This is a genomic window from Lysobacter rhizosphaerae, assembly GCF_054779795.1.
On sequence record NZ_BAAGXO010000011.1, the window covers coordinates 66,885 to 93,390 of the forward strand.

The 26,506-nt window shown below is 66.9% G+C and carries 20 protein-coding genes and 1 tRNA gene; 13 read left to right on the top strand and 8 right to left on the bottom strand.

The features are described from left to right. Window positions 1–134: 134 nt before the first annotated feature. The 6 genes from map to dapE are packed head-to-tail and all read left to right on the top strand — an operon-like array spanning window position 135 to window position 6,398. Window positions 135–911, top strand: a complete 777-nt coding sequence (map, locus tag ACYVGE_RS15180; RefSeq protein ID WP_310053413.1) for a type I methionyl aminopeptidase — start codon at window positions 135–137, stop codon at window positions 909–911. Continuing rightward, on the top strand, window positions 908–3,523 hold the full coding sequence (gene glnD, locus ACYVGE_RS15185) for a [protein-PII] uridylyltransferase (RefSeq protein WP_460730935.1): 2,616 nt from the start codon (window positions 908–910) through the stop codon (window positions 3,521–3,523). The genes map and glnD overlap by 4 nt, the downstream gene beginning before the upstream one ends. After that, complete coding sequence (dapD, locus tag ACYVGE_RS15190) at window positions 3,424–4,410, top strand: 2,3,4,5-tetrahydropyridine-2,6-dicarboxylate N-succinyltransferase (RefSeq protein ID WP_460731090.1); 987 nt, start codon at window positions 3,424–3,426, stop codon at window positions 4,408–4,410. Before glnD ends, dapD begins: the two co-directional genes overlap by 100 nt. Window positions 4,411–4,418: 8 nt before the next feature. Next, entirely contained in the window at window positions 4,419–4,880 is a 462-nt protein-coding gene (locus tag ACYVGE_RS15195; RefSeq protein WP_460730936.1) for a hypothetical protein, read from the top strand. Between the two features lie 7 nt (window positions 4,881–4,887). Further along, on the top strand, window positions 4,888–5,259 hold the full coding sequence (locus ACYVGE_RS15200) for a Spx/MgsR family RNA polymerase-binding regulatory protein (RefSeq protein WP_460730937.1): 372 nt from the start codon (window positions 4,888–4,890) through the stop codon (window positions 5,257–5,259). Between the two features lie 11 nt (window positions 5,260–5,270). Continuing rightward, entirely contained in the window at window positions 5,271–6,398 is a 1,128-nt protein-coding gene (gene dapE, locus ACYVGE_RS15205; RefSeq protein ID WP_460730938.1) for a succinyl-diaminopimelate desuccinylase, read from the top strand. Window positions 6,399–6,526: 128 nt separating this feature from the next. Here the strand turns inward: dapE and ACYVGE_RS15210 are convergent, their stop codons facing one another. Beyond that, a complete protein-coding gene (locus ACYVGE_RS15210) occupies window positions 6,527–8,896 on the bottom strand; it encodes a penicillin acylase family protein (protein WP_460730939.1) in 2,370 nt (789 codons plus the stop codon). 323 nt (window positions 8,897–9,219) lie between these two features. Between ACYVGE_RS15210 and asnB the strand changes: the two genes are divergently transcribed. Beyond that, window positions 9,220–10,929 carry an asparagine synthase B gene (gene asnB / locus ACYVGE_RS15215; protein ID WP_460730940.1) on the top strand — a complete coding sequence of 570 codons (1,710 nt, stop codon included), beginning with the start codon at window positions 9,220–9,222 and terminating at the stop codon, window positions 10,927–10,929. A gap of 84 nt (window positions 10,930–11,013) precedes the next feature. Continuing rightward, window positions 11,014–13,992 carry an EAL domain-containing protein gene (locus ACYVGE_RS15220; protein WP_460730941.1) on the top strand — a complete coding sequence of 993 codons (2,979 nt, stop codon included), beginning with the start codon at window positions 11,014–11,016 and terminating at the stop codon, window positions 13,990–13,992. Between the two features lie 20 nt (window positions 13,993–14,012). Here the strand turns inward: ACYVGE_RS15220 and ACYVGE_RS15225 are convergent, their stop codons facing one another. Continuing rightward, window positions 14,013–14,669 carry a thiopurine S-methyltransferase gene (locus ACYVGE_RS15225; RefSeq protein ID WP_460730942.1) on the bottom strand — a complete coding sequence of 219 codons (657 nt, stop codon included), beginning with the start codon at window positions 14,667–14,669 and terminating at the stop codon, window positions 14,013–14,015. A 48-nt stretch (window positions 14,670–14,717) separates the two neighbouring features. Continuing rightward, window positions 14,718–16,961, bottom strand: a complete 2,244-nt coding sequence (parC, locus tag ACYVGE_RS15230; protein ID WP_460730943.1) for a DNA topoisomerase IV subunit A — start codon at window positions 16,959–16,961, stop codon at window positions 14,718–14,720. A 271-nt stretch (window positions 16,962–17,232) separates the two neighbouring features. Between parC and ACYVGE_RS15235 the strand changes: the two genes are divergently transcribed. Then, entirely contained in the window at window positions 17,233–18,483 is a 1,251-nt protein-coding gene (locus ACYVGE_RS15235) for a carboxylate--amine ligase (protein WP_460730944.1), read from the top strand. A 28-nt stretch (window positions 18,484–18,511) separates the two neighbouring features. Here ACYVGE_RS15235 and rnk read toward each other — a convergent pair whose 3' ends face one another. Beyond that, entirely contained in the window at window positions 18,512–18,958 is a 447-nt protein-coding gene (rnk, locus tag ACYVGE_RS15240; RefSeq protein ID WP_460730945.1) for a nucleoside diphosphate kinase regulator, read from the bottom strand. A 275-nt stretch (window positions 18,959–19,233) separates the two neighbouring features. Here rnk and ACYVGE_RS15245 point away from each other — a divergent pair, with 275 nt between their 5' ends. Further along, on the top strand, window positions 19,234–19,863 hold the full coding sequence (locus ACYVGE_RS15245; protein ID WP_460730946.1) for a carbonic anhydrase: 630 nt from the start codon (window positions 19,234–19,236) through the stop codon (window positions 19,861–19,863). 125 nt (window positions 19,864–19,988) lie between these two features. On the opposite strand, the gene ACYVGE_RS15250 is transcribed toward ACYVGE_RS15245, so the two are convergent. Next, window positions 19,989–20,073, bottom strand: a tRNA-Leu gene (locus ACYVGE_RS15250). Window positions 20,074–20,220: 147 nt separating this feature from the next. Here ACYVGE_RS15250 and rnr point away from each other — a divergent pair. From rnr to sugE, 3 genes are all read left to right on the top strand, one after another. Further along, window positions 20,221–22,713 (top strand): ribonuclease R, encoded by a 2,493-nt coding sequence (gene rnr / locus ACYVGE_RS15255; RefSeq protein WP_460730947.1) that lies wholly within the window; start codon window positions 20,221–20,223, stop codon window positions 22,711–22,713. Between the two features lie 122 nt (window positions 22,714–22,835). Next, window positions 22,836–23,585 carry a 23S rRNA (guanosine(2251)-2'-O)-methyltransferase RlmB gene (gene rlmB / locus ACYVGE_RS15260; protein ID WP_460730948.1) on the top strand — a complete coding sequence of 250 codons (750 nt, stop codon included), beginning with the start codon at window positions 22,836–22,838 and terminating at the stop codon, window positions 23,583–23,585. Between the two features lie 146 nt (window positions 23,586–23,731). Further along, window positions 23,732–24,049: a quaternary ammonium compound efflux SMR transporter SugE gene (gene sugE / locus ACYVGE_RS15265; RefSeq protein WP_460730949.1), complete on the top strand. Its 318-nt coding sequence runs from the start codon at window positions 23,732–23,734 to the stop codon at window positions 24,047–24,049. 33 nt (window positions 24,050–24,082) lie between these two features. Here the strand turns inward: sugE and rnt are convergent, their stop codons facing one another. The 3 genes from rnt to ACYVGE_RS15280 are packed head-to-tail and all read right to left on the bottom strand — an operon-like array spanning window position 24,083 to window position 26,464. Beyond that, window positions 24,083–24,763, bottom strand: coding sequence for a ribonuclease T (rnt, locus tag ACYVGE_RS15270; protein WP_310053395.1), 681 nt, complete (start codon window positions 24,761–24,763; stop codon window positions 24,083–24,085). Window positions 24,764–24,807: 44 nt separating this feature from the next. Then, a complete protein-coding gene (locus ACYVGE_RS15275) occupies window positions 24,808–25,587 on the bottom strand; it encodes an HvfC family RiPP maturation protein (protein WP_460730950.1) in 780 nt (259 codons plus the stop codon). Then, window positions 25,574–26,464 (bottom strand): HvfB family MNIO-type RiPP peptide maturase, encoded by an 891-nt coding sequence (locus tag ACYVGE_RS15280; RefSeq protein WP_460730951.1) that lies wholly within the window; start codon window positions 26,462–26,464, stop codon window positions 25,574–25,576. Before ACYVGE_RS15280 ends, ACYVGE_RS15275 begins: the two co-directional genes overlap by 14 nt. Window positions 26,465–26,506 lie beyond the last annotated feature (42 nt).

A 26,506-nucleotide genomic window follows, 5' to 3' on the forward strand; every position in this document is an offset into this window, starting at 1 on the left:
CGGGCAACCTCGCGGCCCACGAAGGCCCGGGAGCCAGCCGGATCGGTCCTCCCGGAGGCCGAAAGGTCCCTTCCCGAGGCCCACCTGCCGCGGGGACGGGCCAAGCCCGGCCCCACATGGGCGATAATTCTCGGATGCCCATCACCATCAAGACCCCGGACGAGATCGAGAAGATGCGCGTCGCCGGCCGCCTGGCCGCCGAAGTGCTGCAGGTCGTCGCCCCCCACGTGAAGCCCGGCGTATCCACGGCCGAGCTCGACCGCATCTGCCACGACCACATCGTCAAGGTCCAGAACGCCATCCCGGCCAACGTCGGCTACAAGGGCTTTCCGGCGACGATCTGCACGTCGGTCAACAACGTCATCTGCCATGGCATCCCGAGCGAGGCCAAGGTCCTCAAGGATGGCGACATCATCAATATCGATGTCACCGTGATCAAGGATGGCTGGCACGGCGATACCAGCCGCATGTACATCGCCGGCACGCCGTCGGTGATGTCGAAGCGGCTGGTCGACGTCACCCGCGAGGCCATGTTCCGCGGCATCCGCACGGTCAAGCCGGGTGCGACCCTGGGCGACATCGGCAACGCCATCCAGCAGTACGCCGAAGGCGAACGCTTCAGCGTCGTGCGCGAGTACTGCGGACACGGCATCGGCAAGGTCTACCACGAGGATCCGCAGGTGCTGCATTACGGCCGCCCGGGCGAAGGACTCGTGTTGAAGCCGGGCATGACCTTCACGATCGAACCGATGATCAACGAAGGCCAGCGCCATACCAAGTTGTTGCCGGATGGCTGGACCGTGGTCACCAAGGACCGCAAGTTGTCCGCGCAATGGGAGCACACGGTGGCGGTGACCGAAACCGGCGTCGAGATCCTCACGCGATTGCCGGGCGACGACAACGACCTGTGAGCACACCGGCGACCGACCAGCACGATCCGGTCGCCGATGCGCAGTGGGCCGCGGCGACGCGCAGCGCGATCGCCGAGAACGACGCCGCACTGGCCGCGCGCTTCGACGACAACGGTGATATCGACCGCCTGCTCGCTGCGCGCGCGCAGAAAGTCGACGCCGTGGTGCGCGAGGCGTGGTCGCACTGCCTGCCGCAGGATGCCGTCCTGTCGCTGTTCGCGGTGGGTGGCTATGGCCGCGGCGAACTCTTCCCGCAATCGGACATCGACCTGCTGGTGCTTGGCGAGGCCGATGCGCAGGCCGGGAATGCGGACGCGCTCGCCCGTTTCTTTACCCTGCTGTGGGATGCCGGATTGCCGGTGGGCCATGCCGTGCGTTCCGCCGCGGAGTGCACGCGCGCCGCGCTCGAGGACATCACCGTGCTTACGGCCCTGCTGGAAGCGCGGGTGCTGGCCGCCGATCTCGACGCGGCGTCGCAGCTGGCTGCCGCGGTTTCTCCCCAGCTGATCTGGCCGCCGCGCGATTACTACGCCGCCAAGCGCGAAGAGCAGCGCGCGCGCCATGCCCGGTTCGGCGACACCGCGGACAACCTCGAACCGAACCTCAAGGAAGGCCCGGGTGGCCTGCGCGACGTGCAGACATTCCGCTGGATGGCGCTGCGCATCATCGGCACCTGGGATCCCGATTCGCTGATGGCGATCGGCCAGCTGGGCGCCGATGAATTCGCGACGCTCGAACGCGAGCGCCGCGCGCTGTCGCGCCTGCGCTTCGGCCTGCACCTGGTGGCCGGCAAGCGCGAGGAGCGCCTGCGCTTCGACTACCAGAAACTGCTGGCCGCACGCCTTGGCCACGTCGACAACGCCGACAATCTTGCCGTCGAACAGATGATGCAGGGCTTCTACCGCAGCGCCGCGCTGGTGTTGCGCATCGGCGACCGGCTGTTGCAGCGTTTCGAGGAGCAGTTGGAAGGCGAGGCCACGCCCGAAGCGATCGACGACCTGTTCGAACTGCGTCGCGGTTACCTCGCCGCACGCGATGCGGCGTGGCCACACGACGCAGGCCATGTCTTCGCCCTGTTCGCGCTCTGGGCAGCGCGCGAGGATGCGCGCGGCCTGCATTCGCGCACCGCGCGTGCACTCGCCGAGGCCCTGCCGCTCATTCCGGCCTACAACGAAGCGAGCCCCGCACTGCGCCAGCGATTCATGCGCCTGCTGCGCGGGCCGCAGGCCGTGGAGACACTCAAGCGCATGGCGCGCCTGGGCGTCCTGGGGCGCTGGATTCCCGCGTTCGCGAGTGTCTCCGGGCGCATGCAGTTCGACCTCTTCCATGTGTTCACGGTGGACCAGCACACGCTCGCGGTACTGAAGAACCTCGCCGCGTTCGCCTCCGGCGAGCCCGATGAGCGCTTCGCACTCGCGCACCAGGTGTGGCCGCGACTGCGCAAGCCGGAAGTGCTGCTGCTCGCAGGCCTGTTCCACGACATCGCCAAGGGCCGCGGCGGGGATCACTCCGAACTGGGCGCCGTCGATGCGCGCGAGTTCTGCGAAGCGCACGGATTGTCCGAAGGCGACACCGCCCTGGTGGAATGGCTGGTGCGCCAGCACCTGCTGATGTCGATGACCGCGCAGAAGCAGGACATCGCCGATCCCGAGGTGATCCACCGCTTCGCCACGCGCGTTGCCGACCGCGAACGCCTGGACAACCTGTACCTGCTGACCTGCGCCGACATCGCCGGCACCTCGCCGAAACTGTGGAACGCGTGGAAGGACCGGCTGATGGCCGACCTCTACACCGCCACGCGCCTGGCCCTGCGTCGCGGTCTGGAGAATCCCGTCGCGATCGGGGAACGCAGCGCGGAAACGCGCAACGGCGCGCGTGCCACGCTCACGGCGTTTGGCAGCAGCGATGCCGAGGTGGACGCGCTGTTCGCGCGCATGCCGCAGATCGGCTTCGAGCGCGGCCGTCCGGACCAGATCGCCTGGCAGGCGGCATCGCTGCGCGAACTTGCCGTGGGCGAGGGCTGCGTGCGCGCCCGTCCGGTCAGCGGCAGCGAAGGCGCGTTGGAAGTGTTTGTCCATTCCCCCGACCGCGACGGCCTGTTCGCCGCGATCGTGGCCACGCTCGATCGCCTCGGCCTCGCCATCCAGCAGGCGCGCGTACTCGATGGTCCGCACGGCATGGTGTTCGACAGCTTCCAGGTCATGCCGGCCGACCCGCGCCAGACGCCGAGCGCTGAAGAAGTCGAACTGCGCCTGGCCCACGCCCTGGCCGGCTCGCTCGATGACATCCGTCCGACGCGCCGTGCACAGCCACGGCATCTGCGCCATTTCCGCATTGCCGCGCACATCGGTTTCGACCGCGTGGCCGGCGGCAGCGCCGAGCGCACGATGCTGAGCCTCGTCTGCACCGACCGCCCCGGCCTGCTCGCCGATGTCGCCCAGGCGCTGCGCCAGCATCGGCTGCGTGTGCACGATGCGCGCATCGCCACCTTCGGCGAACGCGCCGAGGACGTATTCCAGATCACCGACCGGCGCGACCAGCCGCTGGACGAAACGCAACAGCAGGCGCTGCGGGAAACGCTGCTCGCCTGCCTCGATGGAGAGAAGCAATGAATGAGAAGAAGACGGCCCGCAAGGTGACGAAGAAGGCCGCACCGAAGAGCCCGGGCGTCGAAGAGCTGAAGTTCATGGTCGAAAGCGCGTTTGAGCGCCGGGCCATGCTCAGCCTCGACGAGATCGACGGGTCCACGCGGCCAACGGTGGAACGCGTGATCGCAGGCCTGGAAAAGGGCGAGTTCCGCGTGGCCGAGCCCGATGGCAAGGGTGGCTGGAAGGTCAACGAGTGGCTGAAGAAGGCGGTGTTGCTGTACTTCCGCGTCAACGAGATGCAACTGGTCGATGCGCAGCCGGCGCCGTTCTGGGACAAGGTCCCGGCGCGCTTCGAGGGCTTCGGTGAAAGCGATTTCCGCAAGCTCGGCGCCCGCATCGTGCCGGGCGCGATCGCGCGCCGCGGCGCCCACATCGGCAAGGACGTGGTGCTGATGCCGAGCTTCGTCAACATCGGCGCGCACGTCGGCGAGGGCACGATGGTGGACACGTGGGCAACGGTCGGGTCCTGCGCGCAGGTGGGCAAGCATTGCCACCTCAGTGGCGGCGCGGGCATCGGCGGCGTGCTGGAACCGCTGCAGGCGTCGCCGACGATCATCGAGGACCATTGCTTCATCGGCGCGCGTTCGGAGGTGGTGGAAGGCTTCGTCGTCGGCCATCACAGCGTGATCGGCATGGGTGTTTTCCTGGGCCAGAGCACGCGCGTCTACAACCGCGCCACGGGCGAGATCAGCTACGGTTCCGTGCCTCCTTACAGCGTGGTCGTTTCCGGACAGCTGCCCGCGAAGGACGGATCGCATTCGCTGTACTGCGCCGTCATCGTCAAGCAGGTGGACAAGAAGACGCTCTCCAAGACCTCGATCAACGAATTGCTGCGCGGGCTGGCCGAGTAAGGGGAACCATGGAACGAATTTCTTCGGGACAGACCTTCTTCATCAAACGGATATTTCCTGCCTTCTGGTTCGGAATCCTCGTGTTGTTCCTGGTGATCGGGGCAGCGACGGGGGTATGGAGCAAGGAGCCGGTATTCGTGATCCAGCCGCTGCTGATGGCTGCTTTCGGGTTCTTCCTGTTCCGCAAGCTGCTCTGGGATCTCGCCGACGAAGTCCGTGACGGCGGCAATTACCTGCTGGTCAGGAGAGGCAGCGTCGAGGAGCGGATCGCGCTCGCCAGCGTGATGAACGTGGATTCAAGCCAGTTCACCAACCCGCGGCGCATCACCCTGCGCCTGCGGACGGCCAGCAAGCTGGGCGACCAGATCGTATTCATTCCGAAAACCTCGTTCCAGCTCAATCCCTTCGCGCGCAATGCCGTGGCCGAGGCGTTGATCCTGCGCATCGACCGGTTGCGCAACCCGACTTGAAACCGACATGACAACTCTCTACGGCCTCAACAACTGCGACACCTGCAAGAAGGCGCGCAAGTGGCTCGACCGCTTCGGCGTAGCGCACGCCTTCGTCGACTATCGCGACAACCGGCAATCGCCGGAAACGCTGGTCGAATGGAAGGACAAGCTCGGCGGCTGGGACGCGATGATCAACAAGTCGTCGACCACCTGGCGCACCCTGCCGGACAACCGCAAGGCACCGGGTTCGGACGCGGAATGGAAACTGCTGCTGAAGGAGTATCCGCAGCTGATCCGGCGACCCGTCGTGGTCACCGAAGACGGAGCGATCACGCAGGGATTCAGCGACAACGGTTTCAAGCTGCGTTTCGGTACATCCATGAAGGCTGGCAAGTGAGCGCGACCGGCATGAGTGAAGTCGTCAACCTTACAAAGGAACTGATCACCCGGCCGTCGATCACGACCGACGATGCCGGCTGCCAGCGCCTGATCGCCGAGCGGCTGCGACGCGCGGGTTTTGCCTGCGAACACCTGCGTTTCGGTGAAGTCGACAACCTGTGGGCGACGCATGGAGCAGGCGCGGAAACCCTGGTGCTGCTGGGCCACACCGATGTCGTGCCGCCGGGCCCGCGCGAGGCCTGGGCCAGCGACCCGTTCGTCCCGGAAGTCCGCGACGGACTGCTATATGGGCGCGGTGCCGCTGACATGAAGGGCAGCGTGGCCGCGTTCGTGATCGCACTGGAGCGCTTCGTGGCCAGGCATCCGGACCACCGTGGGCGCGTCGCACTGCTGCTGACTTCGGACGAGGAAGGCGATGCGGTCGATGGCGTCCGCAAGGTCGCCGACCTCTTCCGGGAGCGCGGCGAACGCATCGACTGGTGCATCACCGGTGAACCCTCATCGACGGCGAAGCTGGGCGACCTGCTGCGCGTCGGCCGCCGCGGCACGCTGTCGGCGACGCTGACGGCGCGTGGCATCCAGGGCCACGTCGCCTATCCCGAGAAGGCGCGCAACCCCATCCACCAGGCAATGCCGGCGCTCGCGGAACTCGCCGCGCGTCGCTGGGACGACGGCTATGAGACGTTTCCGCCGACCAGCCTGCAGATCAGCAACATCAATGCCGGCACGGGGGCCAACAACGTGATTCCCGGCGAGCTGCGGGTGCTGTTCAACCTACGCTACAACCCGAACTGGCGCGCGGTGCAGCTGGAGCAGGAATGCGAGGCCGTGCTGCGCGCGCATGGCCTGGAATTCGAAGTGCAGTGGCATCGCGGTGGCGAGCCGTTCCACACCCCGGAAGGACCGTTGCGTGCCGCGGCGCGCGACGTGCTGGAGAAATTCGGCGGTGGCGTGCCGGAGGAAAGCACGGGCGGCGGTACCTCGGATGCGCGTTTCATCGCGCCGCTGGGCACGCAATGCATCGAGATCGGACCGGTGAACGCCAGCATCCACAAGGTCGATGAGCACGTGGCCGTGGCGGACCTGGAAAGGTTGCCGGACTTGTACCTCGAGCTGATCGAGAAGGTGCTCGCGTAGGGAGTGGGTCGGGCCCATTGCGCAAACAGGAAGGCGGGCCTTGGCCCGCCTTTTTGATTGATCACGAAGCGCGCTCTCCGTCGTTCGCCTTGGCTAGCCGCGCGCGCGGCATTCCTCCGAGCGGGCGCTTAGTTGATACGGGAGGCGGGTCGCATTCGCAGGCTGTATTGCGTGGCGCCGGGCAGGAACGGGGTGGGCCGTCCGTGCACCCAGTCGTCATGGCCCGCGCCCCAGAACGGCGACAGCGGATTGCCGCTCTGGCCACCGGGCATGTGGATGATGCCGTCGGCCTCGTGGCCGGGCGACACCACCATGCGTTCGGATGCGCCGAAGTCGGGCGCCTGCACGCGCGGCATGGCGACATCGCCCGCAAGCGATTCGAATGGCATGCACAGCGCACCGCGGGCGAACGAGGGCAGGGCCCGCGCCAGCGGGTGGCATATCTTCGCCGTGTTCTGTTCGCCCCAGGTGCGCGCGGACAGCGGGCCCTGCTGCTTCAGGGTGTCGCGCACTTCGCGTGCGGCATCTTCGAGCAGCGCATCCCAGTCGGCATAGCGCGGCGAGAGCAGGTGCGCGGGACGCTGTGTCACCAGCGGCCAGACGAAGCTTTCCTGCTGCTGCAATCCCGGCAACACGAAGTCCTTGCCCAGTGCGACCTGCGCGGGCGCGGTCAACCCATCGACCACGCGATCGCTCACGGCCCTTCGCCAGGCGCGAGTGATGCGGTAACTCACCGAGTCGGTGCTCGCACGGCCCTGCCATGTCGCGGCCGCGGCCGCCAGTTCGCCGATGGCTGGCGCCCTGGTGCGCGCGGCTTCGTCGCGCAGCAGCTGCCACCACGGCTGCAGGAACAGGGCACGGTCATCGAGCTGGACTGCGAGCAGGTCGCGTTCGTCCAGTCGCGACTTCGCGAACAGGTCGTCGCGGATCTGCTTCGCGCGAGCGCCCAGCGTGCTGCCGCCATCGCCTGCCATCTTCAGTACTTCATCGCCGGCAACGCGATTGTTGGCGGTCCACAGCCGTCCATGCGTCGGTGTAAGCAGCGGCGCACGCGAGGTACTGATGGGCCACGCCGGGCACGGGGAAACCGGACCGGTGAATTCGACGGGTTGCGCCGCGTCGCATGCGGCATCGCGCACCGGGATGGGCCCGAGCCAGCGCCAGCCGATCTGCCCCTGGCTGTCGGCGATCAGCATGTTCTGCGCGGGAATCGCGACGTTGCGGGTGATCGCCACGGCGTCGGCCAGCGACTGCGCGTGCGTCAGTTCGACCAGGTTGAGGTTCAGCGATCCGGGCAGGTGCGCCGCCCAGCGCAAGGCCAGCGCGCGGCCGCGGGCGTCGTGCGCCATGACGGGACCCCAGGCGGTTTCCTCGACGTCGTAATCGACCGGCTTCGCACCGGCCACCGCGATCGTCTCGGCGTGGTGCACCGACGGAACGCACGACGAGGTCGCTTTCGCGGCGCACACGTCCTGCACCGCCCAGTCGAGCGTATCGACATAGCTGTTGGTGAAGGCCCATGCCACGTGGCCGGTGCTGCCCACGACCGTGAACGGAAGGCCGGGTAGGGTGAAGCCGCCAATGTCCACGCGCCCGCCGGGGGCCTGCGCGTCGGGATAATGCAACTGCGCGCGGAACCAGATGTTCGGCGCGCGCAGGCCCAGGTGCATGTCGTCGGCGACGATCGCGCGGCCATCGCGGGTGACCTCCCCGGACACGGCGAAGTTGTTGCTGCCGATCACCCGCGGCATGGGCTTCGCATCACCCGGCTTTGCAGGGTGGGGAAGCTTGCGCAGGTCGACTTCGTCCGCCGTCGGCAGTGCGGCGTCGCCGCGCGGTCCGCCTGTCAACGGCGCGTCCCAGCGGCTGCCGTCGTGTGTGAGCAGCGTGAACAGCGCGGGTGGCAGGTGCGGGCGCATTTTCCACAGCGCCAGTTCGCGTGCGTTCTCGCCATCCTGCAGATCGAAGTACATCGCGTAGGCGACCAGCGGCGAATCGCTGAGTCGCCACGGCTTGGGTTGCGTGCGCAGCAGCAGATAAGGCCATGGCCGGACCTTGAGATCGCCCAGGCCGGCATTAACGCCCTCGACATAGGCCTGCATCTGCGGCCGGTGCGTGCCGACGATCTCGTCGAGGTTCGCGTCCACGCGGGCGCGGAAGCGATGGATGCGGTGTTGCTTGTCGAGACCGACCGCGATGGGACCGAACAGTTCGGCGAGCTCGCCCGCGGCGGTGCGGCGCAGCAGGTCCATCTCGAAGTAGCGTTCCTGCGCATGCACGTAGCCGAGCGCACGCATGGCGTCCGCCTGGTTCGCCGCTTCGATGGTGACCACGCCAAGCTTGTCTCGCTGCACCGTCACGGGCGCGGACAGGCCGGTCAGCGACAGCTCGCCATCGAGCTTGGGCAGGCTCCCGCGCAACAGCCACCAGGCCGTCACCGCCAGGACAACAAGCAACAGCAAAAGGGCGAGCAGCCCCCGCCGGATCCATTTCATCATGGGTGTTCCCTCCGCGACGAAGCTTAGCCGAAGTGGCCGTCGCCGCCGTTTCAACCGAAACGATCGCTTGCAAGCGGCGCCCGCCTCAAGCAGGATCGATCCATGACATCCCTGCAGGCCCTTGATCGCATGTCCTTCGCCGCGCTTCGCGGCCGCATGCCCGTGGCCCGCCTGAACAATAACAACCGCAATAACGCCAGCCTCCCGCGGGCCGGCGATTAGCGCGCGTTACCGACCGCTCAATCGCTCACGAAGCCCGCGCCAAAAGCGCGGGCTTCTTCGTTTTCGTCCCTTCAAAACCCAGGAAAACAAAGGAGTCCTGCATGTGTTCCATCCTCGGCATTTTCGGCCTGCAGGCCGGCGACGATCTCCACGTCCTGCGCCGGCGCGCGCTGGAGCTGTCCCAACGCCAGCGCCATCGTGGACCGGACTGGAGCGGGGTGTACCAGGACGAAGGCACGATCCTTGTCCACGAACGCCTGGCGATCGTCGATCCCGCCGGTGGCGCGCAGCCTCTGCGCTCGGAAGATGGCGGGCTGGTGCTGGCCGTCAACGGCGAGATCTACAACCATCGCGAACTGGAGCAGCAGCTGCCCAAGCCGTATGCGTTCCAGACCGGCTCCGACTGCGAAGTCATCAACGCGCTGTACGCAGCCAGTGCAAGCGGCGCCAGCGACGACATCGGCGCATGGTTGAACGCGTTGAATGGCATCTTCGCCTTCGCCCTGTGGGACCGCCCACGGCAGCGCTACGTGATCGCGCGCGATCCGATCGGGGTATGTCCGCTGTACTGGGGCCACGATGCCGAGGGCCGCTTGTGCGTGGCCTCGGAAATGAAGGCCCTGGCCGACATCTGCGCCGACGTCGCGCAGTTCCCGCCGGGTCATTACTTCGACAGTTCCAGGGGCGAGCTGGTGCGCTACTACGCCGCGCCGTGGCGCGACTACGCCGTGACCCAAGGGGTGGAAGTGGCGAAGCAGGAGCTGCGCGAGGCATTCGAGCGCGCCGTGCATCGCCAGCTGATGAGCGACGTGCCCTACGGCGTGCTGCTGTCGGGCGGACTGGACTCGTCGCTGGTCGCCGCGGTCGCGGCACGCTATGCGCGCCGTCGCGTCGAGGACGACGACCAGGCCGAAGCGTGGTGGCCGCGCCTGCATTCCTTCGCGATCGGCCTGGAGGGATCGCCGGACCTGGCCGCGGCGGAAGTCGCCGCGGCGGCGCTCGGGACGGTGCACCACGGTTTCACGTACACCTTCGAGGAGGGCCTCGACGCCCTGCCGGAAGTGATCCGGCACATCGAGACCTACGACGTCACCACGATCCGCGCCTCGACGCCGATGTTCCTGCTGGCGCGCCGGATCAAGGCGATGGGCGTGAAGATGGTGCTCTCGGGCGAGGGCAGCGACGAGGTGTTCGGCGGTTACCTGTATTTCCACAAGGCGCCGAACGCCCGCGAGTTCCATGAGGAAACCATCCGCAAGCTCGACGCACTGCACAGTCATGATTGCCTGCGTGCCAACAAATCGATGATGGCCTGGGGCGTGGAGCCGCGCGTTCCGTTCCTCGACCGTGAATTCCTCGATGTCGCGATGCGGATGGACGCCCGGTTCAAGATGGCCGGCGTCGACGCCCAGGGCGCGCGGCGCATCGAAAAGGCGATCCTGCGGGAGGCCTTCGCGGGCTACCTGCCCGATTCGATCCTGTGGCGGCAGAAGGAGCAGTTCAGCGACGGGGTCGGCTACGGCTGGATCGATGGCCTCAAGGCGCATGCCCAGGCGCAGGTGAGCGACCGTGTGTTTGCCGCCGCCGCGAGCCGCTTCCCCGTCAACCCGCCGCAGGGCAAGGAGGCTTACCTGTACCGGCACATTTTCGAGCAGTTCTTCCCGGGCGTGGCCTGCGCGCAGACGGTGCCAGGCGGCAAGTCGATCGCGTGCTCCTCGCCGGCCGCGATCGCGTGGGACGCGGCGTTCGCGGCGATGGCGGATCCGTCGGGACGGGCGGTAGCGGGAGTGCACCAGGCCGCATTGGCGTAGCATCTGGACCATGGGCACCGACGGCTGGATCGGCCGCTCGGACTAAGGCCGCTTCACGCCCGTTGCGGCGTTGGTATGGGTGGCATGGCCAAGTCATTCCAGATGTCGGAGGGGCACGGGAATTCCGCGTCCCCTTCCGCGCGCGTATTGGAGGGGGTATCGATCCCCGAGGCGCCGACGAGGCCGGGAGAAGTCGACGCGATCGTGCTGCGGTTGGCCGAAACCATGTTCGGCTGCCGCGACACGCGCTTGGTGTGGGTTTCCGGCACGACCCAGGAGGGGCAACTGCGTCGGCATCAGTGGCCCACGACACCGTTGTCGCGTGAAGAGGCGTTGCTGATCGAAACGGCCCAGCAACGTCACGCGAGCGTCACGGGCGACATCGTCCGCGATGGCTGGGTGCGGATTGCCCACGCACTGGACTATGCGCGGGCCGTGTTTGTCGCGGAATGGCCCGAGGCGTGCGCCCAGGCAGGTGGCACTCCCCCGGGGCTGCTCGATTTTCTTACCCTGCTCGCAGCGCGCATGCGCGCCGAGATCGAACTCGTGGCGGCACATCACGCCACTGGACGCATGGGCAAGGCGGCGCGACTGCAGCGCGCGCTGTATTCGATCGCCGACCTCGCCAGCAGCGAACTCGACATGCAGGAGATGCTTCGCCGCACGCATGCGGTGGTGGCCGGGCTGATGTATGCGCAGAACTTCCTGATCGCCCTGCATGCTCCGGACCGCGACACCCTGCGGTTCGTGTATGCCGCGGATGAGAAGGGGCTGCGTGGGCTGGAGGTGGGTCAGGAGGTTCCCACGGCCGACGTTCCCGAAAGCCTGACCCTGGCGGTGATCCGCAGTGGCCTGCCGGCGATGGGGCCATCCGTACAGCTGCGGGAGCAGTTCGGCCTCGCTCCACCCGGCAAACTGGGCCCCGACAGCGCCGACTGGCTGGGCGTGCCCATGGTCGCCGAGGGCGTGGTCCTCGGCGCCATAGTGGTACAGAGCTACGACCGTGCGAACCGTTATGACGAAGAGGATCGCGCCCTGCTGGGATTCGTCGCCCAGCACATCCTGACCGCATTGCGGCGCAAGCAGGCGCAGGAAGAGCTGGAACATCGGGTGCAGGAACGGACCAGCGCGTTGATGGCGGAAGTAGTGGAGCGCCAGCGCGGCGAAAAAGTGCAGTCCGCGCTCTACACGATTGCCGACCTCGCCAGCAGCGACCTGCCCATGAACAGGATGCTGCGACGCATCCACAGGGTGGTCGGCGAACTGATGTACGCGCGCAACTTCATCATCGCGTTGTACGACGCCGAGCGCGAGACGCTGCGCTTCATCTACCACGCCGACGAGAAGGACCCGGGCATCGTCGATCCGCAAGTGGAGATCCCGGAAGCGGACATGCGCGACAGCATCACTTTCGGAGTGATCCGCAGCGGGCACATGGTGATGGGTAGCCCGGGGCAGGTAACGCGACAGCTCGGCATCCGCGAAGGCGCGCTCGTAGGCGCTGCCTTCGAGGACATTCTTGGCGTGCCGATGGTGACCGAGGGCAAGGTGCGCGGGGCGGTGCTGGTCCAGAGCTATGACGCCAACGAGCGCTACGGCACGGAGGATCGCGCCCTGCTGGCCTATGTGGCCCAGCACATCCTGACGGCGCTCGACCGCAAGCAGGCGCAGGCTGAACTCGAGCATCGCGTGGCCGCGCGCACGGGCGAACTGGCCCAGGCCGTGAGCGAGCTGCGTGAACAGATCGGCGAGCGCGAACGGGCCGAACAGCAGCTGATGCACGAGACCATGCACGACTCGCTCACCGGCTTGCCCAATCGCAGTTACCTGTATGGGGCGATCGAGCGGTCGCTCGCGCGGCTCGAACGCAACCCGGGCCATCGCTTCGCCGTGCTGTTCCTCGATCTCGACCGTTTCAAAGTGGTCAACGACAGCGTCGGGCACCTGGCCGGCGATGAAATGCTCAAGGAAGCGGGACAAAGACTGGCCGCTTGCGTGCGGCCCTTCGATGTCGTTGCTCGCCTGGGCGGGGACGAGTTCGCGGTGTTGCTGGAGGACGTCAACCTGCCCGAGGACGCGATCCATGTGGCGGAACGGGCGATCGCATCGCTGAGCGAGCCAATGCACATCGGCGGCAAGGAGCTGTTCACTTCGGCGAGCATCGGCATCGCGTTGGGCAATTCGCGTTACCGCCTGGCGGAGGAACTGCTGCGCGATGCCGACGTGGCCATGTACCGCGCCAAGGCGCACGGCCGCCAGCGCTTCGAGATCTTCGACGAGCGCCTCCATCAGGAAGCGCTCAAACTGCTGGAGCTGGAGAGCGACCTGCGCCGTGCCATCCAGCGTTATGAGTTCGAGCCGCACTTCCAGCCGATCGTGCGCCTGTCCGACGAGCACGTCGTCGGCTACGAGGCGTTGATACGCTGGCGCCACCCCCGGCGCGGCCTGGTGTCGCCGGGCGAGTTCCTGGGGGTGGCGGAGGAAAACGGCAGCGTCGAGCAGATCGATTGGCAGATGTTCGAGCGCACCTGCCGCGAAATCGGGATGCTGGGTGACGACAGCACTTACGTCACCCTGAACGTGTCACCCCGGCACTTCCGCTCGCCCGTGCTGGCGGGACAGATGATCGAGTTGTTCGATACCTACGACCTGCCGCATGAGCGTGTCCGCGTGGAGGTCACCGAAGGCGCACTGCTCGACAATCCCGAACAGGTGCGCGTCACCCTGGAAGCGCTGCGCGCCGCCGGGGTCGTGGCCGCGCTGGACGACTTCGGTACCGGCTATTCCTCGCTGAGCTACCTGCACCGTTTCCCGCTGCACACACTGAAGATCGATCGCTCGTTCGTGAGCGCCCTGCAGCGTGGGGATCGCGGTGGCAGCGCGCCGGTAGTGCGCGCGGTGCTGGCGATGGCGCGCACCCTGGGCATGGATGTGATCGCCGAGGGCGTGGAGACCGTCGAGCAGCGCGAGTGCCTGCTGGAAATGGGTTGCGAGCTGGGGCAGGGCTTCCTGTTCTCCCGCGCGCGGCCGGTTGCCGAATGGGCGGCGCGGCGCGTCCATTGAGCCGGCCGTCCTGCGGCCCGTCAGCGCCGCTGCAGCCGATAGACCACCGTGTCCAACCGGGTCACGCCTTCCGCGATGAAGGCAGGCTGCTGCGCGAGGATGTCGCGCCGTTCGAGCACTTCGACATGCCAGTCCGGCTCGTACAGTTCGCGCACCTCGGATTCGCCCACGCTGAAGGGCGGTCCATTCTTCTCGCCTTCGGGATACTCGAGCGTGATCAGCAATCCGCGGCAGCCCTGCGGCAGTAGCGAGTAGAGTTCGCGTGCGTAGCGTTTGCGCAGTTCAGGCGGCAACGCGATGAGCGCGGCGCGATCGAATACGACGCTGCAGTCGGCCAGTGCCTGCGCATCCAGCGAGAACACGTCGCCGCAGATCACTTCGACGGCGCCGGCGAGGTAGTGCGTGCCGTACTTCGACTCGCGTACTTCCGGCACGACGCCGTGTTCCGCGATGAACTGCCCGATCGCCAGCGACGACAGTTCCACGCCCAGTACCCGGTATCCCTGCGAGGCGAACCAGGCCATGTCCAGCGACTTTCCGGCCAGCGGGACGAATATCTTCGCGCCCACCGGCATGCCGATCGCCGGCCAGTGCTTGACCAGCAGCGGCGTCGGCTTGTCCTGGTGAAAGCCGATCTGGTTGTCCTGCCAGCGCTGGTGCCAGAAGTCGGGGTCCATTATTCGACCCGCGCCAACTCACGCGCCACACCGCATGGGAAGAGGAAGTTACTGGACATCGAGCCCCTCCACCTTCTGCCAACCCCTCGGCAACAAGCCGCCCCTCGTAGCGCGCGCACCAACGTACGGGTCGAGGTCCTTGAACGACAGGGACATCGTGCGCGCACCCGATTTCACCACCAGGGTCGAACCCGGCGCGACCACGGCAACGGCAACCACGCGCTCGGTGCCGAGCTTGGCCTTGGGGATGTCGATGATCTTGTTGCCCTTGCCCTTGTCGAGCTCGGGCAGCTCCGACACCGGGAACGCGAGCAGGTGGCCGACGTTGGTCACGGCGACGACGCGATCGTTGGCGCCCGGGGTGACCAGTGCGGGCTGCAGCACCTTGGCGTTCGGCGTGAGCGACAGCATGGCCTTGCCGGCCTTGTTGCGGCCGGTAAGGTTCTCGAAACGGGTGGTGAAACCGTAGCCATGCGACGAGGCGAGCACGAACTTCGTGTCGTTCTCGCCCGAGGCGATGGCCTGGAACGACGCGCCCGATACCGGCGAGAACCGGCCGGTCAGCGGCTCGCCGTTGCCGCGCGCCGAAGGCAGCGTATGCGCGACCGTCGAGTACGACCGGCCAGTGGAATCGAGGAAGGCCACCTGCTGCGTGCTGCGCCCCTTCACGGCGGCGAGCAGGCCATCGCCGTCGCGATAGCTCAGGGTCGAGGCATCGATGTCGTGGCCCTTGGCCGCGCGCACCCAGCCCTTTTCGCTCAGGACGATCGTCATCGGTTCGCTGGCGACCAGTTCGGTTTCCGACAGGGCCTGCGCGGCCCCGCGCGCGACCAGCGGAGAACGGCGCGCGTCGCCGAACTTCTTCGCATCGGCGATCAGCTCGTCCTTCACCAGCTTCTTCAGCTTGGCCTTGCTGTCCAGCGTCGCGATGATGCGGTCGCGCTCGGTCTCGAGCTCGGCTTCCTCGCCGCGGATCTTCATTTCCTCCAGGCGCGCCAACTGGCGCAGCCTGGTCTCCAGGATGTAGTCGGCCTGGTCGTCGCTGAGCTTGAAGCGCTGCATCAGCACCGGCTTGGGTTCGTCCTCGCTGCGGATGATGCGGATCACTTCATCCAGGTTGAGGAACGCGACCAGCAGGCCTTCCAACAGGTGCAGGCGGCGCTCGACCTTGTCGAGGCGGTGCTTGAGGCGGCGGGTCACCGTATCGGTGCGGAAATGCAGCCACTCGCCAAGGAACGCCTTGAGTCCCTTCACCTGCGGGCGGCCATCGAGCCCGATGATGTTCAAGTTGACGCGGAAGCTCTTTTCCAGGTCGGTCGTGGCGAACAGATGCCCCATCAGCTGTTCGGCATCGACGCGATTGGAGCGCGGTACCAGCACGATGCGCGTGGGATTGGCATGGTCGGACTCGTCGCGGATGTCCTCCAGCCACGGCAGCTTCTTCGCGCGCATCTGCGTGGCGATCTGCTCGATCACCTTGCTCGGTGACGCCTGGTAGGGCAGCGCGGTGATGACGATGTTGGCGCCGTCCCTCTCGAACACGGCGCGGGCGCGCACGCTGCCCAGGCCGGTTTCATACATCGAGAGCAGGTCCGCGCGTGGCGTGATGATTTCGGCCGCGGTCGGGTAGTCCGGGCCGAGGATGTGTTCGCACAGATCGCGCGTGGTCGCGTCGGGATCGTCGAGCAGGCGCACGCAGGCGCTGACCACTTCATTGAGGTTGTGCGGCGGCACGTCGGTAGCCATGCCGACGGCGATGCCGGTGGTGCCGTTGAGCAGCAGGTGCGGCAGGCGCGCCGGCATCCAGGTCGGTTCTTCCAGCGTGCCGTCGAAGTTGGGGTCCCAGTCGACCGTGCCCTGGCCCAGCTCGCCCAGCAGCACTTCCGCGATCGGCGTCAGCTTCGACTCGGTGTAGCGCATGGCCGCGAACGACTTGGGGTCGTCGCTGGAGCCGAAGTTGCCCTGGCCCTCGATCAGCGGATAGCGGTACGAGAACGGCTGCGCCATCAACACCATCGCCTCGTAGCAGGCGCTGTCGCCATGCGGGTGGTATTTGCCGATCACGTCGCCGACGGTGCGCGCGGATTTCTTCGGCTTGGCGCCGGCGTTGAGGCCGAGCTCGCTCATCGAATAGATGATGCGGCGCTGCACCGGCTTGAGGCCGTCGCCGAGGAAGGGCAGGGCGCGGTCGAGCACGACGTACATCGAATAATCGAGGTAGGCGCGTTCGGCGTACTCGCGCAGGGGGATCTGTTCGAAACCGTGGAAAACCGGACGTACGGGGTCGCTCATGGCGTGGTGCGAGCCTTGGGGAAAGTCTGGGGAGCGATTGTAACGGTGCCGCGATGCGGTCCAACGCGGCGGCCAGCGATGGAGGTCTCCGCGCGCGGCGGCGGACGTGCATCACGCGATCATGACCTGAACGGGTGCATTGTCGTCCGCGCCGTCACCGAGCCGGCGGACGTTGTTTCTTCACGGTTATGTCGGTTTGCCTGAGCGACCACGCGTCGTGGAATCGTGAGCCGATCGGCCACGACGTGAGGCAACCGCCGGAGCATGCCCAGTGAACGCCATGCGCAACTTCGATGAAGGGAAGCCACCGAAGGTGCCAGCAATCGTGCTGGGTCGGGGCTATACCGGACTGGGCACCCTGCGATCCCTGGCGATGGCGGGCATTCCCGCCTACGTCGCCTGTCCCCCCGGTGACCTGGTGACGCGTTCGCGCTGGTACCGGCCGTTGCCGGGAAATGTGTCCTGGGATGGCGAAGTACGCGCCGATATCGACGAAGTGCTGCACGCGCTGCCGTTCCCGCGTGCGGTGATGATCGCGGCGCGCGACGACCTTGCCCTGTGGCTCGCCGACCTCGCGCGGGGGCCGCATTCGCAGCGCTTCCGGGTGAGTTCCAGTTCACGCGAAGCGCTGGAGATCCTGCAGGACAAGGCGCGCTTTGGCGAGTTCCTGGCACGGACCGACATTCCGCACCCGCGCACTTTCACGGTCCACTCGCGGGCGGACATCGATGCCATTCCATTCCAGGACCTGGATCGCGTTTTCATCAAGCCGGCCGATTCGCACAACTTCCGCCGCGAGCTGGGGGTCAAGGGCATCTGGGCGGAGACGCGTGCCGAGTTCGAGGAGATCTGGGCCAGGCTGGACGCGCAGGGCTACAAGGTGCTGGCGCAGGAATATGTTCCCGGCAGCAGTTCCGACCATTATTTCATCGACGGATTCCGCGACCGCGATGGCAACCTGAAAGCGATGTTCGCGCGCCGCAGGCGGCGGATCTATCCCCCCGATTTCGGCAACAGCTCCTACTGCGAGAGCATCCCGCTGGCCGAGACCGGCGCCGCGGTCGGGCATCTCACCCGCTTGCTGAAATCATTGGAGTACCGCGGCATCTTCAGCGCGGAATTCAAGCGCGATGCCAGGGATGGCGAATTCCGGATACTGGAAGTCAACACGCGCGCCTGGTGGTATGTCGAATTCGCCGCGCGCTGCGGCATGAACGTGTGCCGGATGGCCTACGAGGATGCGCAGGAAGCACCGGTGGCCGCGGCGCCCGGCCACTATCCCGTCGGCGCCGGATGCGTGAACTTCGTTCGCGATTTCAAGTCGGTGCTGGCAGAGCGCAGGCGTGGCTCGGTCACGGTCACGCTTGGACAGGCGCTGGGCAACTGGGCCAAAGCGCACCACCACGTGTTCCGCTGGGACGATCCCCGGCCGGCGCTGTCCATTGTGTGGGACCGCATGGGCCGCGCGAGTGCCGCTGATGGCGTGATGCGCGCCCCGGAAAAGTCCGGGGAGCGCTTGTAACGGCGTCGTCGACGGGGCCGGGTGGCGATCAGCGGTGGAATTCGCCGGCCGCTTCGGGCTGGTAGTCGATCGAGAGCACACGCAGGCCGAGATGGCCGCCCGGGACTGGCCAGCGGATGGCGTCCCCCACGCGCAGGCCCAGCAATGCGCTGCCGACCGGCGCGAGTATCGAGACCCTGCTGGCGCTGCCGTCGGCGTCTCGCGGATAGACGAGGGTGACTTCGCGGACCTCGTCGCTTCCCTCGATGGCGAAGCGCGCGGTGGAATTCATGGTGATGACGTCCGGCGGCACCCGCGCTGGTTCGATGACGTCGGCGCGGTCCAGTTCGGCGCGCAGCGCGGATGTGTCGACGGATTGCGCGACGGGAGAATCGAGCAGCGCTTCGATGCGTTCGCAGTCGAGGCGGGAAATGAGCAGGGAGGCAGCTGCGGTCGAGGCTGCGGAGATCGGTTCGTTCAGGCGTCTGGCGTTCATGGGAGCTCCAAAAAGGAAACGGGCAGCGCACCGGATCGGATGCGCCGCCCGCGGACGGGATGTGGGATGACCATAGCTGCGAACGGCGAAGGCGACAACACGTTGATTCGGGGCTTTTTCTGTACCGATATTGGTACGAAGAGGGCGGGCGGGCGCCGCGTTCACCGGGGCATCGATTTCACGCCGGCTTACCAGGATGGTGCTCGCATTGCACTACTACCCGGCAAGCCGCCGTTCACCATGCGACCCCGTTGGCCGAAGGCGAAGACACGACGATGAGCGGAGAGCGGCCGGCGCACACGGCATACACGGCATACACGGCGGACGAGGCCCTGGCTCGCTTGAAGGAGGGCAACGCCCGCTTCATTGCGGGTCATGCGCGCTTCCCGACCGTGCAGAAGGAAGTCCTGGCGGATCTCGCCAGGGGCCAGCACCCGTTCGCCACCATCCTCGGCTGCAGCGACAGCCGGGTGCCACCGGAACTCGTGTTCGATGCTTCGTTCGGCGAGCTGTTCGTGATCCGGGTTGCGGGCAACGTCCTTGGGCCCGCTATTGCGGGAACGCTGCAATACGCCGCCGTCCACCTGCACACGCCGCTGCTGGTCGTCCTCGGACACGAGGGTTGCGGCGCCGTCGAAGCCGCGATCGCCGAGAAATTCCATGGGGTCAGGCATCGCAGCCGGATCGCATGGCTGCTTGCGGACATCATTCCGGCGCTCGAGACGCTCGACCCGGAACTGCCTCCCACGGAGCTGCTCAATGCGGGTATCGACGCAAACGTGCGCTGGACGCTCCGGAAAATTACCGGATCACCCGAATGGCGGGAGTGGGCGGAAAGCGGAAATACGAAGGCAGTAGGCGCCGTGTACGACCTTGATACCGGGCACGTCCGCTTCCTGGCATGAGCGCCGATCAACGCAGGGCCAATGCTTCCCCGGCCTAGCGTGGGAGATGGAAACAAAAAACCCCGCTCGGGGCGGGGTTTTATGCAGATTTCGGGAGGTCCTGGGGACTTCCTGAAACGATGTAGTGGTGCCCAGGAGAGGACTCGAACCTCCACGGTTTTACCCGCTAGTACCTGAAACTAGTGCGTCTACCAATTCCGCCACCTGGGCTTCGCGTTGCGGCTGGCGCCGTTGCGAGGCCGCGTATGTTGCGGTGCGGCGGCACACTTGTCAACGACCGGTCGCATCCTTTTGCGACGCGGTCGTTGCCCTGTTCATCCCGACCGCGCCTTGATGGTGATGTGCGACCATGCCGCGATGAAAAAGAAGACCACGGGTGGTCGCAAATCCACAGGCAAAGGGCCCGGCCCGAAGTCCGGTTCCGGCCGGGCATCCGGTTCCGCGGAGTCTGCGAGTAGAGGCGGCGCGAGCAGAGGCGGGAAACAGGGAGCGGCCCGACCGAAGAGTGCCGCAGCGCGTCCTGGCTGGATGCCCGAGCCGCCGCCGCGCGGGTTCGTACCGAAGCCCGCTGCCCGACCGCCATCCCGCGCCCCTGCCGCGACCCGTGGCGAGCGGCCCGAGGCGTCCCATGATCCCCACGCGGAACGGGAGGCCAGCCGCTACGAGCAGCCCATCGCCAGCCGCGAATTGATCCTGCGCCTGCTCGGCGAGGGTCCGCTGTCGGCCGATGCCCTGGCGCAGCGCCTCGATCTCGCCGCGCCCGACCGCTTCGACGCACTGAACAAACGCCTCGCCGCCATGTTGCGCGACGGCCAGCTGCTGCTGAACCGGCGCGGCGAATTCGCACCCGCCGAACGGCTGGACCTGATCGCCGGCACGGTCATCGCCAATCCCGACGGATTCGGTTTCCTGCGCCCCGACAAGGGCGGCGGCGACGACCTGTTCCTGCCGCCATTCGAGATGCGCAAGGCGATGCATGGCGACCGCGTGCTCGCCAGCGTCACCGGCATGGATCGGCGTGGCCGTCGCGAAGGCGCCATTGTCGAAGTGCTGGAGCGTCGCCTCAATCGCCTGATCGGTCGCTTCGAGCTCGAGTCCGGCATCAGCTACGTTGTGCCGGACGACCGCCGCATCCAGCGCAATGTGCAGATTCCGCCCGACGCGCGTGGCGATGCCAAGCACGGCCAGCTGGTCGTCGCCGAGATCACGCAGGCCGCGGATTCCTGGCGTCCGCCGATCGGCCGCGTGCTCACGGTACTCGGCGAGCGCCTGACCGCTTCGCTGGCGGTGCAGGCGGCGATCCATGGCCATGACCTGCCGCACGAATTCCCGCAGGAAGTGCTGTCCGAAGCCGCCGCGGTGCCGCTTGCGGTCGACGCGGCGACCGCGGCTGCGCGCGTGGACCTGCGCCAGTTGCCGCTGGTCACCATCGACGGCGAAGACGCCAAGGACTTCGACGACGCGGTGTATTGCGAACCCAACCGCGACGGCTTCCGCCTCGTGGTCGCGATCGCCGACGTCTCGAACTACGTTCGCCCCGGGACACCGCTGGACGACGAAGCGCAGAAGCGCGCGACGTCCGTGTATTTCCCCGGCTTCGTCGTGCCGATGCTGCCGGAAACGCTGTCAAACGGCATCTGCTCGCTGATGCCCAAGGTCGACCGCCTGTGCTTCGTCTGCGACATGCAGGTGAACCGCGACGGCGAAGTCACGCAATCGAAGTTCTACGAAGCGGTGATGCACTCGCATGCGCGGCTCACCTACACGTTGGTGTGGAATGCCGTCGGTGACGTCACCGACGAGGCCAGGGAGGATGCGCAGGGGCAGATCGGCTCGCTGATGCCGCATATCGAGCACCTGCACCAGTTGTTCCGCGTCCTCGCCAAGGCGCGCGAACGCCGCGGCGCGATCGAGTTCGAAACCAGCGAAGTACGCTTCGTGCTGGGATCGAAGGGCGAAGTAGTCCAGGCCGGCATGCTGCAGCGGAACGACGCGCACAAGCTGATCGAGGAGTGCATGATCGCGGCCAATGTCGAGGCCGCGAAGTACCTGCTCTCGCACCATATCCCGGCGCCGTACCGCATCCACGAGCGCCCGCCGGAAGCCAAATACGCAGACCTGCTCGAGTTCCTCAAGGAATTCGCCTTGCGCATGCCGCCGTGGGCCAAGGTGCAGCCGCGCGACTTCACCGCGCTGCTGAAGAAGATCCGCGAGCGGCCCGACGCCGCGCTGCTGGAATCGGTGCTGCTGCGCAGCCAGTCGCTGGCGGTGTACTCGCCCGACAACGTCGGCCATTTCGGCCTGGCGCTGGAGGCCTACGCGCACTTCACTTCGCCGATCCGCCGTTATCCCGACTTGCTGGTGCACCGCGCGATCAAGCATGCGCTCAGCGGCGCGCGGGTCGAGTCGTTCAAGTACCCACCCAGCGCGATGACCGCGCTGGCGCTGCAATGTTCGGAACGCGAGCGTCGGGCCGATGAAGCCGAGCGCGAAGTCGACGAGCGCTTCCGCGCCGCGTGGATGGAGCAGCACGTGGGTGGGCAGTTCTCCGGCGTGATCAGCGGCGTCACCAGCTTCGGCCTGTTCGTCGAGCTGGACGACTCCAAGGTCAACGGCCTCGTCCACGTGACCCAGCTGCCCAGTGACTTCTACCACTTCGACCCGATCCGCAAGACCCTGGCCGGCGAGCGCACCGGGCGCGAGTTCCGCCTCGGCGACCGCGTCGACATCATCGTGCTCAAGGCGAGCGTCGAGGAGCGGAAGATCGATTTCCGGCTGGTCGAGGAACGCGGGGTGAAACCACCGCCGCCGCGCGGCAAGCCCGCCAAGCGCGTCAAGCAGAAGTACTGACTACTCCCTTCCCCCGGAAGTACTAACTACTCCCTCCCCCGCACCGCGGGGGAGGGTTGGGGTGGGGGTGCATTTCCTCAACCAGCCTTCCCCAGCGAGCAGGGGAAGGGGACAATGCACGCATGAGCACAAAACAATGGATCGCCGGCATCAACGCAGTGTCGGCCGCCGTCGAACACGACGCGGAAAACGTACGTGAAATCCTGATCGAGGCAGGCGCGAAGAACCCGCGCATCACCGAGATCGAGGCGCAGGCGCGCCGCAAGGACATCGACGTGCGCCGCGTGGCCACCCAGGCCCTGGACGGCGTCGTCGGCAACCTGCGCCACCAGGGCGTGGTGGCGCGCTATGCCGCGGCCAAAACCTACAGCGAGGGCGACCTGCAGGGCCTCGTCGAAGCCGCCGAGGGCAAGGCGCTGGTGCTGGTGCTCGACGGCGTGCAGGACCCGCACAACCTCGGGGCCTGCCTGCGCAGCGCGGCGGCGGCAGGCGCGACCGCGGTGATCTTCCCCAAGGACAAGGCGGTGCAGGTCAATGCGACCGTGCGCAAGACCTCGGCGGGCGCGGCGGACAGCATCCCGGTGATTCCCGCCACCAACCTGTCGCGCACGCTGCGTGACCTGCAGCAGATGGGCGTATGGATCTACGGGCTGGCCGGTGAAGCCGACGCGTCGTTCTGGTCGGTCGACCTGCGCGGCAACGTCGCGCTTGTGCTGGGCGGCGAATCCGACGGCCTGCGTCGCCTCACCCGCGAGAACTGCGACCAGCTGGTGAAGATCCCGATGCCCGGTGGCGGCGATGTCGAGAGTCTCAACGTCTCCGTCGCCAGTGGCGTCACCCTGTTCGAAGCGGTAAGGCAACGCATGGCCTGAGGGCCGTGTACGAAAGGCGCTGGCGATTTATTGTTCGCGGCCGCCGCCGCGGCACTGACTGATCTGGCGCGTTTGGCCAGAGGAGGGCGGGACGACCCGCCAACTCCAGTTCATCCGGGGACGACCCCACTGACCGGAGAACGTTCATGCCCTGGATCATCCTCATCCTTGCCGGCCTGTTCGAAGTGGGCTGGGCGATCGGCCTGAAGTACACCGAAGGCTTCACGCGCCTGTGGCCGACCGTGGGCACGATCGCGGCCATGGCCGTGAGCCTTGGCCTGTTGGGCATCGCGATGAAATCGCTGCCGGTGGGCACGGCCTACGCGGTGTGGGTTGGCGTCGGCGCGGTGGGGACGGTCATCCTCGGCATCGTGCTGTTCGACGAACCGTCCAACGCACTGCGGCTTGCCAGCGTGGCGCTGATCGTTGCCGGCCTGGTCGGGCTCAAGCTCGCGGCGCCGTAGCGCGCCTGGCTTGGCCGCGAGACGCAGCGCGTCCTACACGGTGTGCGGGTCGATCTCGGTCGGCGCGGGGAGCGGCTCGGCGTCGACCGGTGTCGTGAGCATCGGCCATCCGTTGACGATGCGGCAGAACAGCTGCGCCGTGCGCTCGGTGTCGTAGACGGCTGAATGCGCATCTTCGCTGCGCCACTCCAGCCCGGCCGCCTGCACCGCGCGCGACAGCACGGTCTGGCCGTAGGCCACGCCCGCGAGCGTCACCGTGTCGAACACGCTGAAGGGATGGAATGGACTGCGCTTGTGGCCAACGCGCGCGATCGCGGCGTTGAGGAAGTTGAGGTCGAAGTGCGCGTTGTGCCCCACCAGGATCGCGCGGGTACAGCCGTGTTTGCGCATGGCCTCGCGTACCGGCGCGAAGACCAGGTCGAGCGCGGCGCGCTCGGACTTCGCATCCCGGAAGGGGTGGTCGAGGATGATGCCGGTCACTTCGAGCGACTTGGGATCGATCTGGGTTCCCGTCGCCGGGATGACATGGCTGCTGGTGAGTTCGCCAACGAACAGCTGGCCGCTGTCGTCGATGTCGATCGGCGCCACCGCGATTTCCAGCAGGGCGTGGCGGTTCCAGTCGAAACCGCCGGTCTCCACGTCCACGACCACCGGGAGGAAGCCGCGAAAACGCGTGGCGAGCGGGGAGACGGGCTTCTTCGCGGCATCTGACATCCGCGCAGTGTAGCCGGGCCAGTCGTCGGATGACGGGACGAGAGCTACGGCGATCGCGTGCCGAGCACCGCGCCGCTGTCGCGAAGCTCGAGCAGCAGGCGTGCTCCTTCGGCCACGAAGCCGTCGACATCCGCCGCAGCGGCCTCGACGGCGAGCGCGGCCAACTGCGCGCGGCCGTCCAGCTCGGGTTCCTCGCCCAGGCGCTGGACCAGGCGGAATGCGAGCGGGCTGAGTTCGGAAAACTGCACGTTGCCATCGGCCTCGCGCCGCAACAGCAGCAGCGTGGGCGCGTCCGGCGGCACGGTGGGCTGGAACTGCGGGCCCAGGCGATGCACGGGCCAGCGGTAGGCCAAAGGCCAGGCGAGTGACGACAGCAGGGGTGCTCCGGCGAGCAGGTCGCCCGTGGGGTCGTGCGCGACGTCGTCGATGCGCGCCTCGGAAATCTGCAGCGCGAGTTCGACCCATTCGTAGTGCGCGAGCTCGGCGAGGAAGGGAGGATCCAGTTCCGGCAGCGATTCGAGATAGCGCATGAACTCCTGCGCGATCTCCGGAAACAGCGGCGTCTGGCTGCGATGGTCGCGATAGAAGTCGCGCACCAGCGCCTTCCAGCGGATATCCCCCAGCAGCGTGCGGATCACCGGGAAGTTGCCGCCCAGCAGGCTTTCGATGTTGTTGAACAGCAGCTCGCGATAGATGCCGATGCGGCGATCCTCGAGCCCTTCCGGCGCGGGCACATGCTGCGGATCGCGCAGGTGGCGCGTGAGCTCCAGTTGCTGTTCGCGCAGGCGCGCAGGCGCCGTTGCCCGTGTCTCAGGCGCGGACATGGCCTACCTGGGCGAAACGTGCCGGTGCGTCGTTGTCACCATCACTCGAGCGGCCCGTGACGGAGCCGCGCATGACGGAGCGGATGGTGTCGAGTTCGGCCACCAGTTCGGCATAGGGCGGGATGTTGAAGTCGCGTTCGAGCAGCGTCGGGCGCAGGCCGAACTGCGCGTACGCCGCCCCCAGCAATTGCCACACGGCATCCTTCACGGGGGCGCCGTGCGTATCGACCTTCAGGTCTTCGGCTTCGTCGTAATGACCGGCTACGTGGATGTAGGCGATACGTTCGCCCGGCAGCCGCGACAGGAATTCATGGGCGTCGTAGCGATGGTTGATCGCGTTGACATGGATGTTGTTGACGTCGAGCAGCAGGTCGCAGTCGGCCTCGGCCAGCACTGCATTGATGAAGTCGATCTCGCGCATCGCCTGGTGGGGCGCAGCGTAGTAGGACACGTTCTCCACGGCGATGCGTCGACCCAGGATGTCCTGCGCCTGCCGGATACGGGCGGCCACGAAGTGCACGGCTTCCTCGGTGAAGGGGATCGGCAGCAGGTCGTAGAGCTGGCCGTCGTCGGCGCAGTAGCTCAGGTGCTCGCTGTACAGCGTCACGTCGTGACGCTCGAGGAAGTGGCGCACGCGACCGACGAAGGTTTCATCCAGCGGGGCGAAGCCGCCCAGCGACAGCGACAGTCCGTGACAGACGAGCGGGTGCTTCGCCGCCAGCGTTTCCAGCGCGTCACCAAATTTGCCGCCGACACCGATCCAGTTCTCCGGCGCGCATTCGAGGAAATCGAAATCGCCGGCAGGCGCCGACTGCAGCTCGTCGAGCAAGGCGCGGCGCAGGCCCAGGCCGGTGCTGTGTGGGGCGAGGGGATGCATGTCGGGGAAGCGGGTAGTGGATGGGGACCCGATGGTCCCCAT

Bases quoted from the DNA above. Each gene is read 5' to 3' on its own strand.
- ACYVGE_RS15245 (WP_460730946.1), top strand. From the start codon at position 19,234: ATGAGCGGAGAGCGGCCGGCGCACACGGCATACACGGCATACACGGCG.
- ACYVGE_RS15200 (WP_460730937.1), top strand. From the start codon at position 4,888: ATGACAACTCTCTACGGCCTCAACAACTGCGACACCTGCAAGAAGGCG.
- rnr (WP_460730947.1), top strand. From the start codon at position 20,221: ATGAAAAAGAAGACCACGGGTGGTCGCAAATCCACAGGCAAAGGGCCC.
- rlmB (WP_460730948.1), top strand. From the start codon at position 22,836: ATGAGCACAAAACAATGGATCGCCGGCATCAACGCAGTGTCGGCCGCC.
- ACYVGE_RS15195 (WP_460730936.1), top strand. From the start codon at position 4,419: ATGGAACGAATTTCTTCGGGACAGACCTTCTTCATCAAACGGATATTT.
- ACYVGE_RS15280 (WP_460730951.1), bottom strand. From the start codon at position 26,464: ATGCATCCCCTCGCCCCACACAGCACCGGCCTGGGCCTGCGCCGCGCC.
- ACYVGE_RS15210 (WP_460730939.1), bottom strand. From the start codon at position 8,896: ATGATGAAATGGATCCGGCGGGGGCTGCTCGCCCTTTTGCTGTTGCTT.
- ACYVGE_RS15225 (WP_460730942.1), bottom strand. From the start codon at position 14,669: ATGGACCCCGACTTCTGGCACCAGCGCTGGCAGGACAACCAGATCGGC.
- rnk (WP_460730945.1), bottom strand. From the start codon at position 18,958: ATGAACGCCAGACGCCTGAACGAACCGATCTCCGCAGCCTCGACCGCA.
- parC (WP_460730943.1), bottom strand. From the start codon at position 16,961: ATGAGCGACCCCGTACGTCCGGTTTTCCACGGTTTCGAACAGATCCCC.
- sugE (WP_460730949.1), top strand. From the start codon at position 23,732: ATGCCCTGGATCATCCTCATCCTTGCCGGCCTGTTCGAAGTGGGCTGG.
- dapE (WP_460730938.1), top strand. From the start codon at position 5,271: ATGAGTGAAGTCGTCAACCTTACAAAGGAACTGATCACCCGGCCGTCG.
- map (WP_310053413.1), top strand. From the start codon at position 135: ATGCCCATCACCATCAAGACCCCGGACGAGATCGAGAAGATGCGCGTC.
- asnB (WP_460730940.1), top strand. From the start codon at position 9,220: ATGTGTTCCATCCTCGGCATTTTCGGCCTGCAGGCCGGCGACGATCTC.
- ACYVGE_RS15220 (WP_460730941.1), top strand. From the start codon at position 11,014: ATGGCCAAGTCATTCCAGATGTCGGAGGGGCACGGGAATTCCGCGTCC.
- ACYVGE_RS15275 (WP_460730950.1), bottom strand. From the start codon at position 25,587: ATGTCCGCGCCTGAGACACGGGCAACGGCGCCTGCGCGCCTGCGCGAA.
- rnt (WP_310053395.1), bottom strand. From the start codon at position 24,763: ATGTCAGATGCCGCGAAGAAGCCCGTCTCCCCGCTCGCCACGCGTTTT.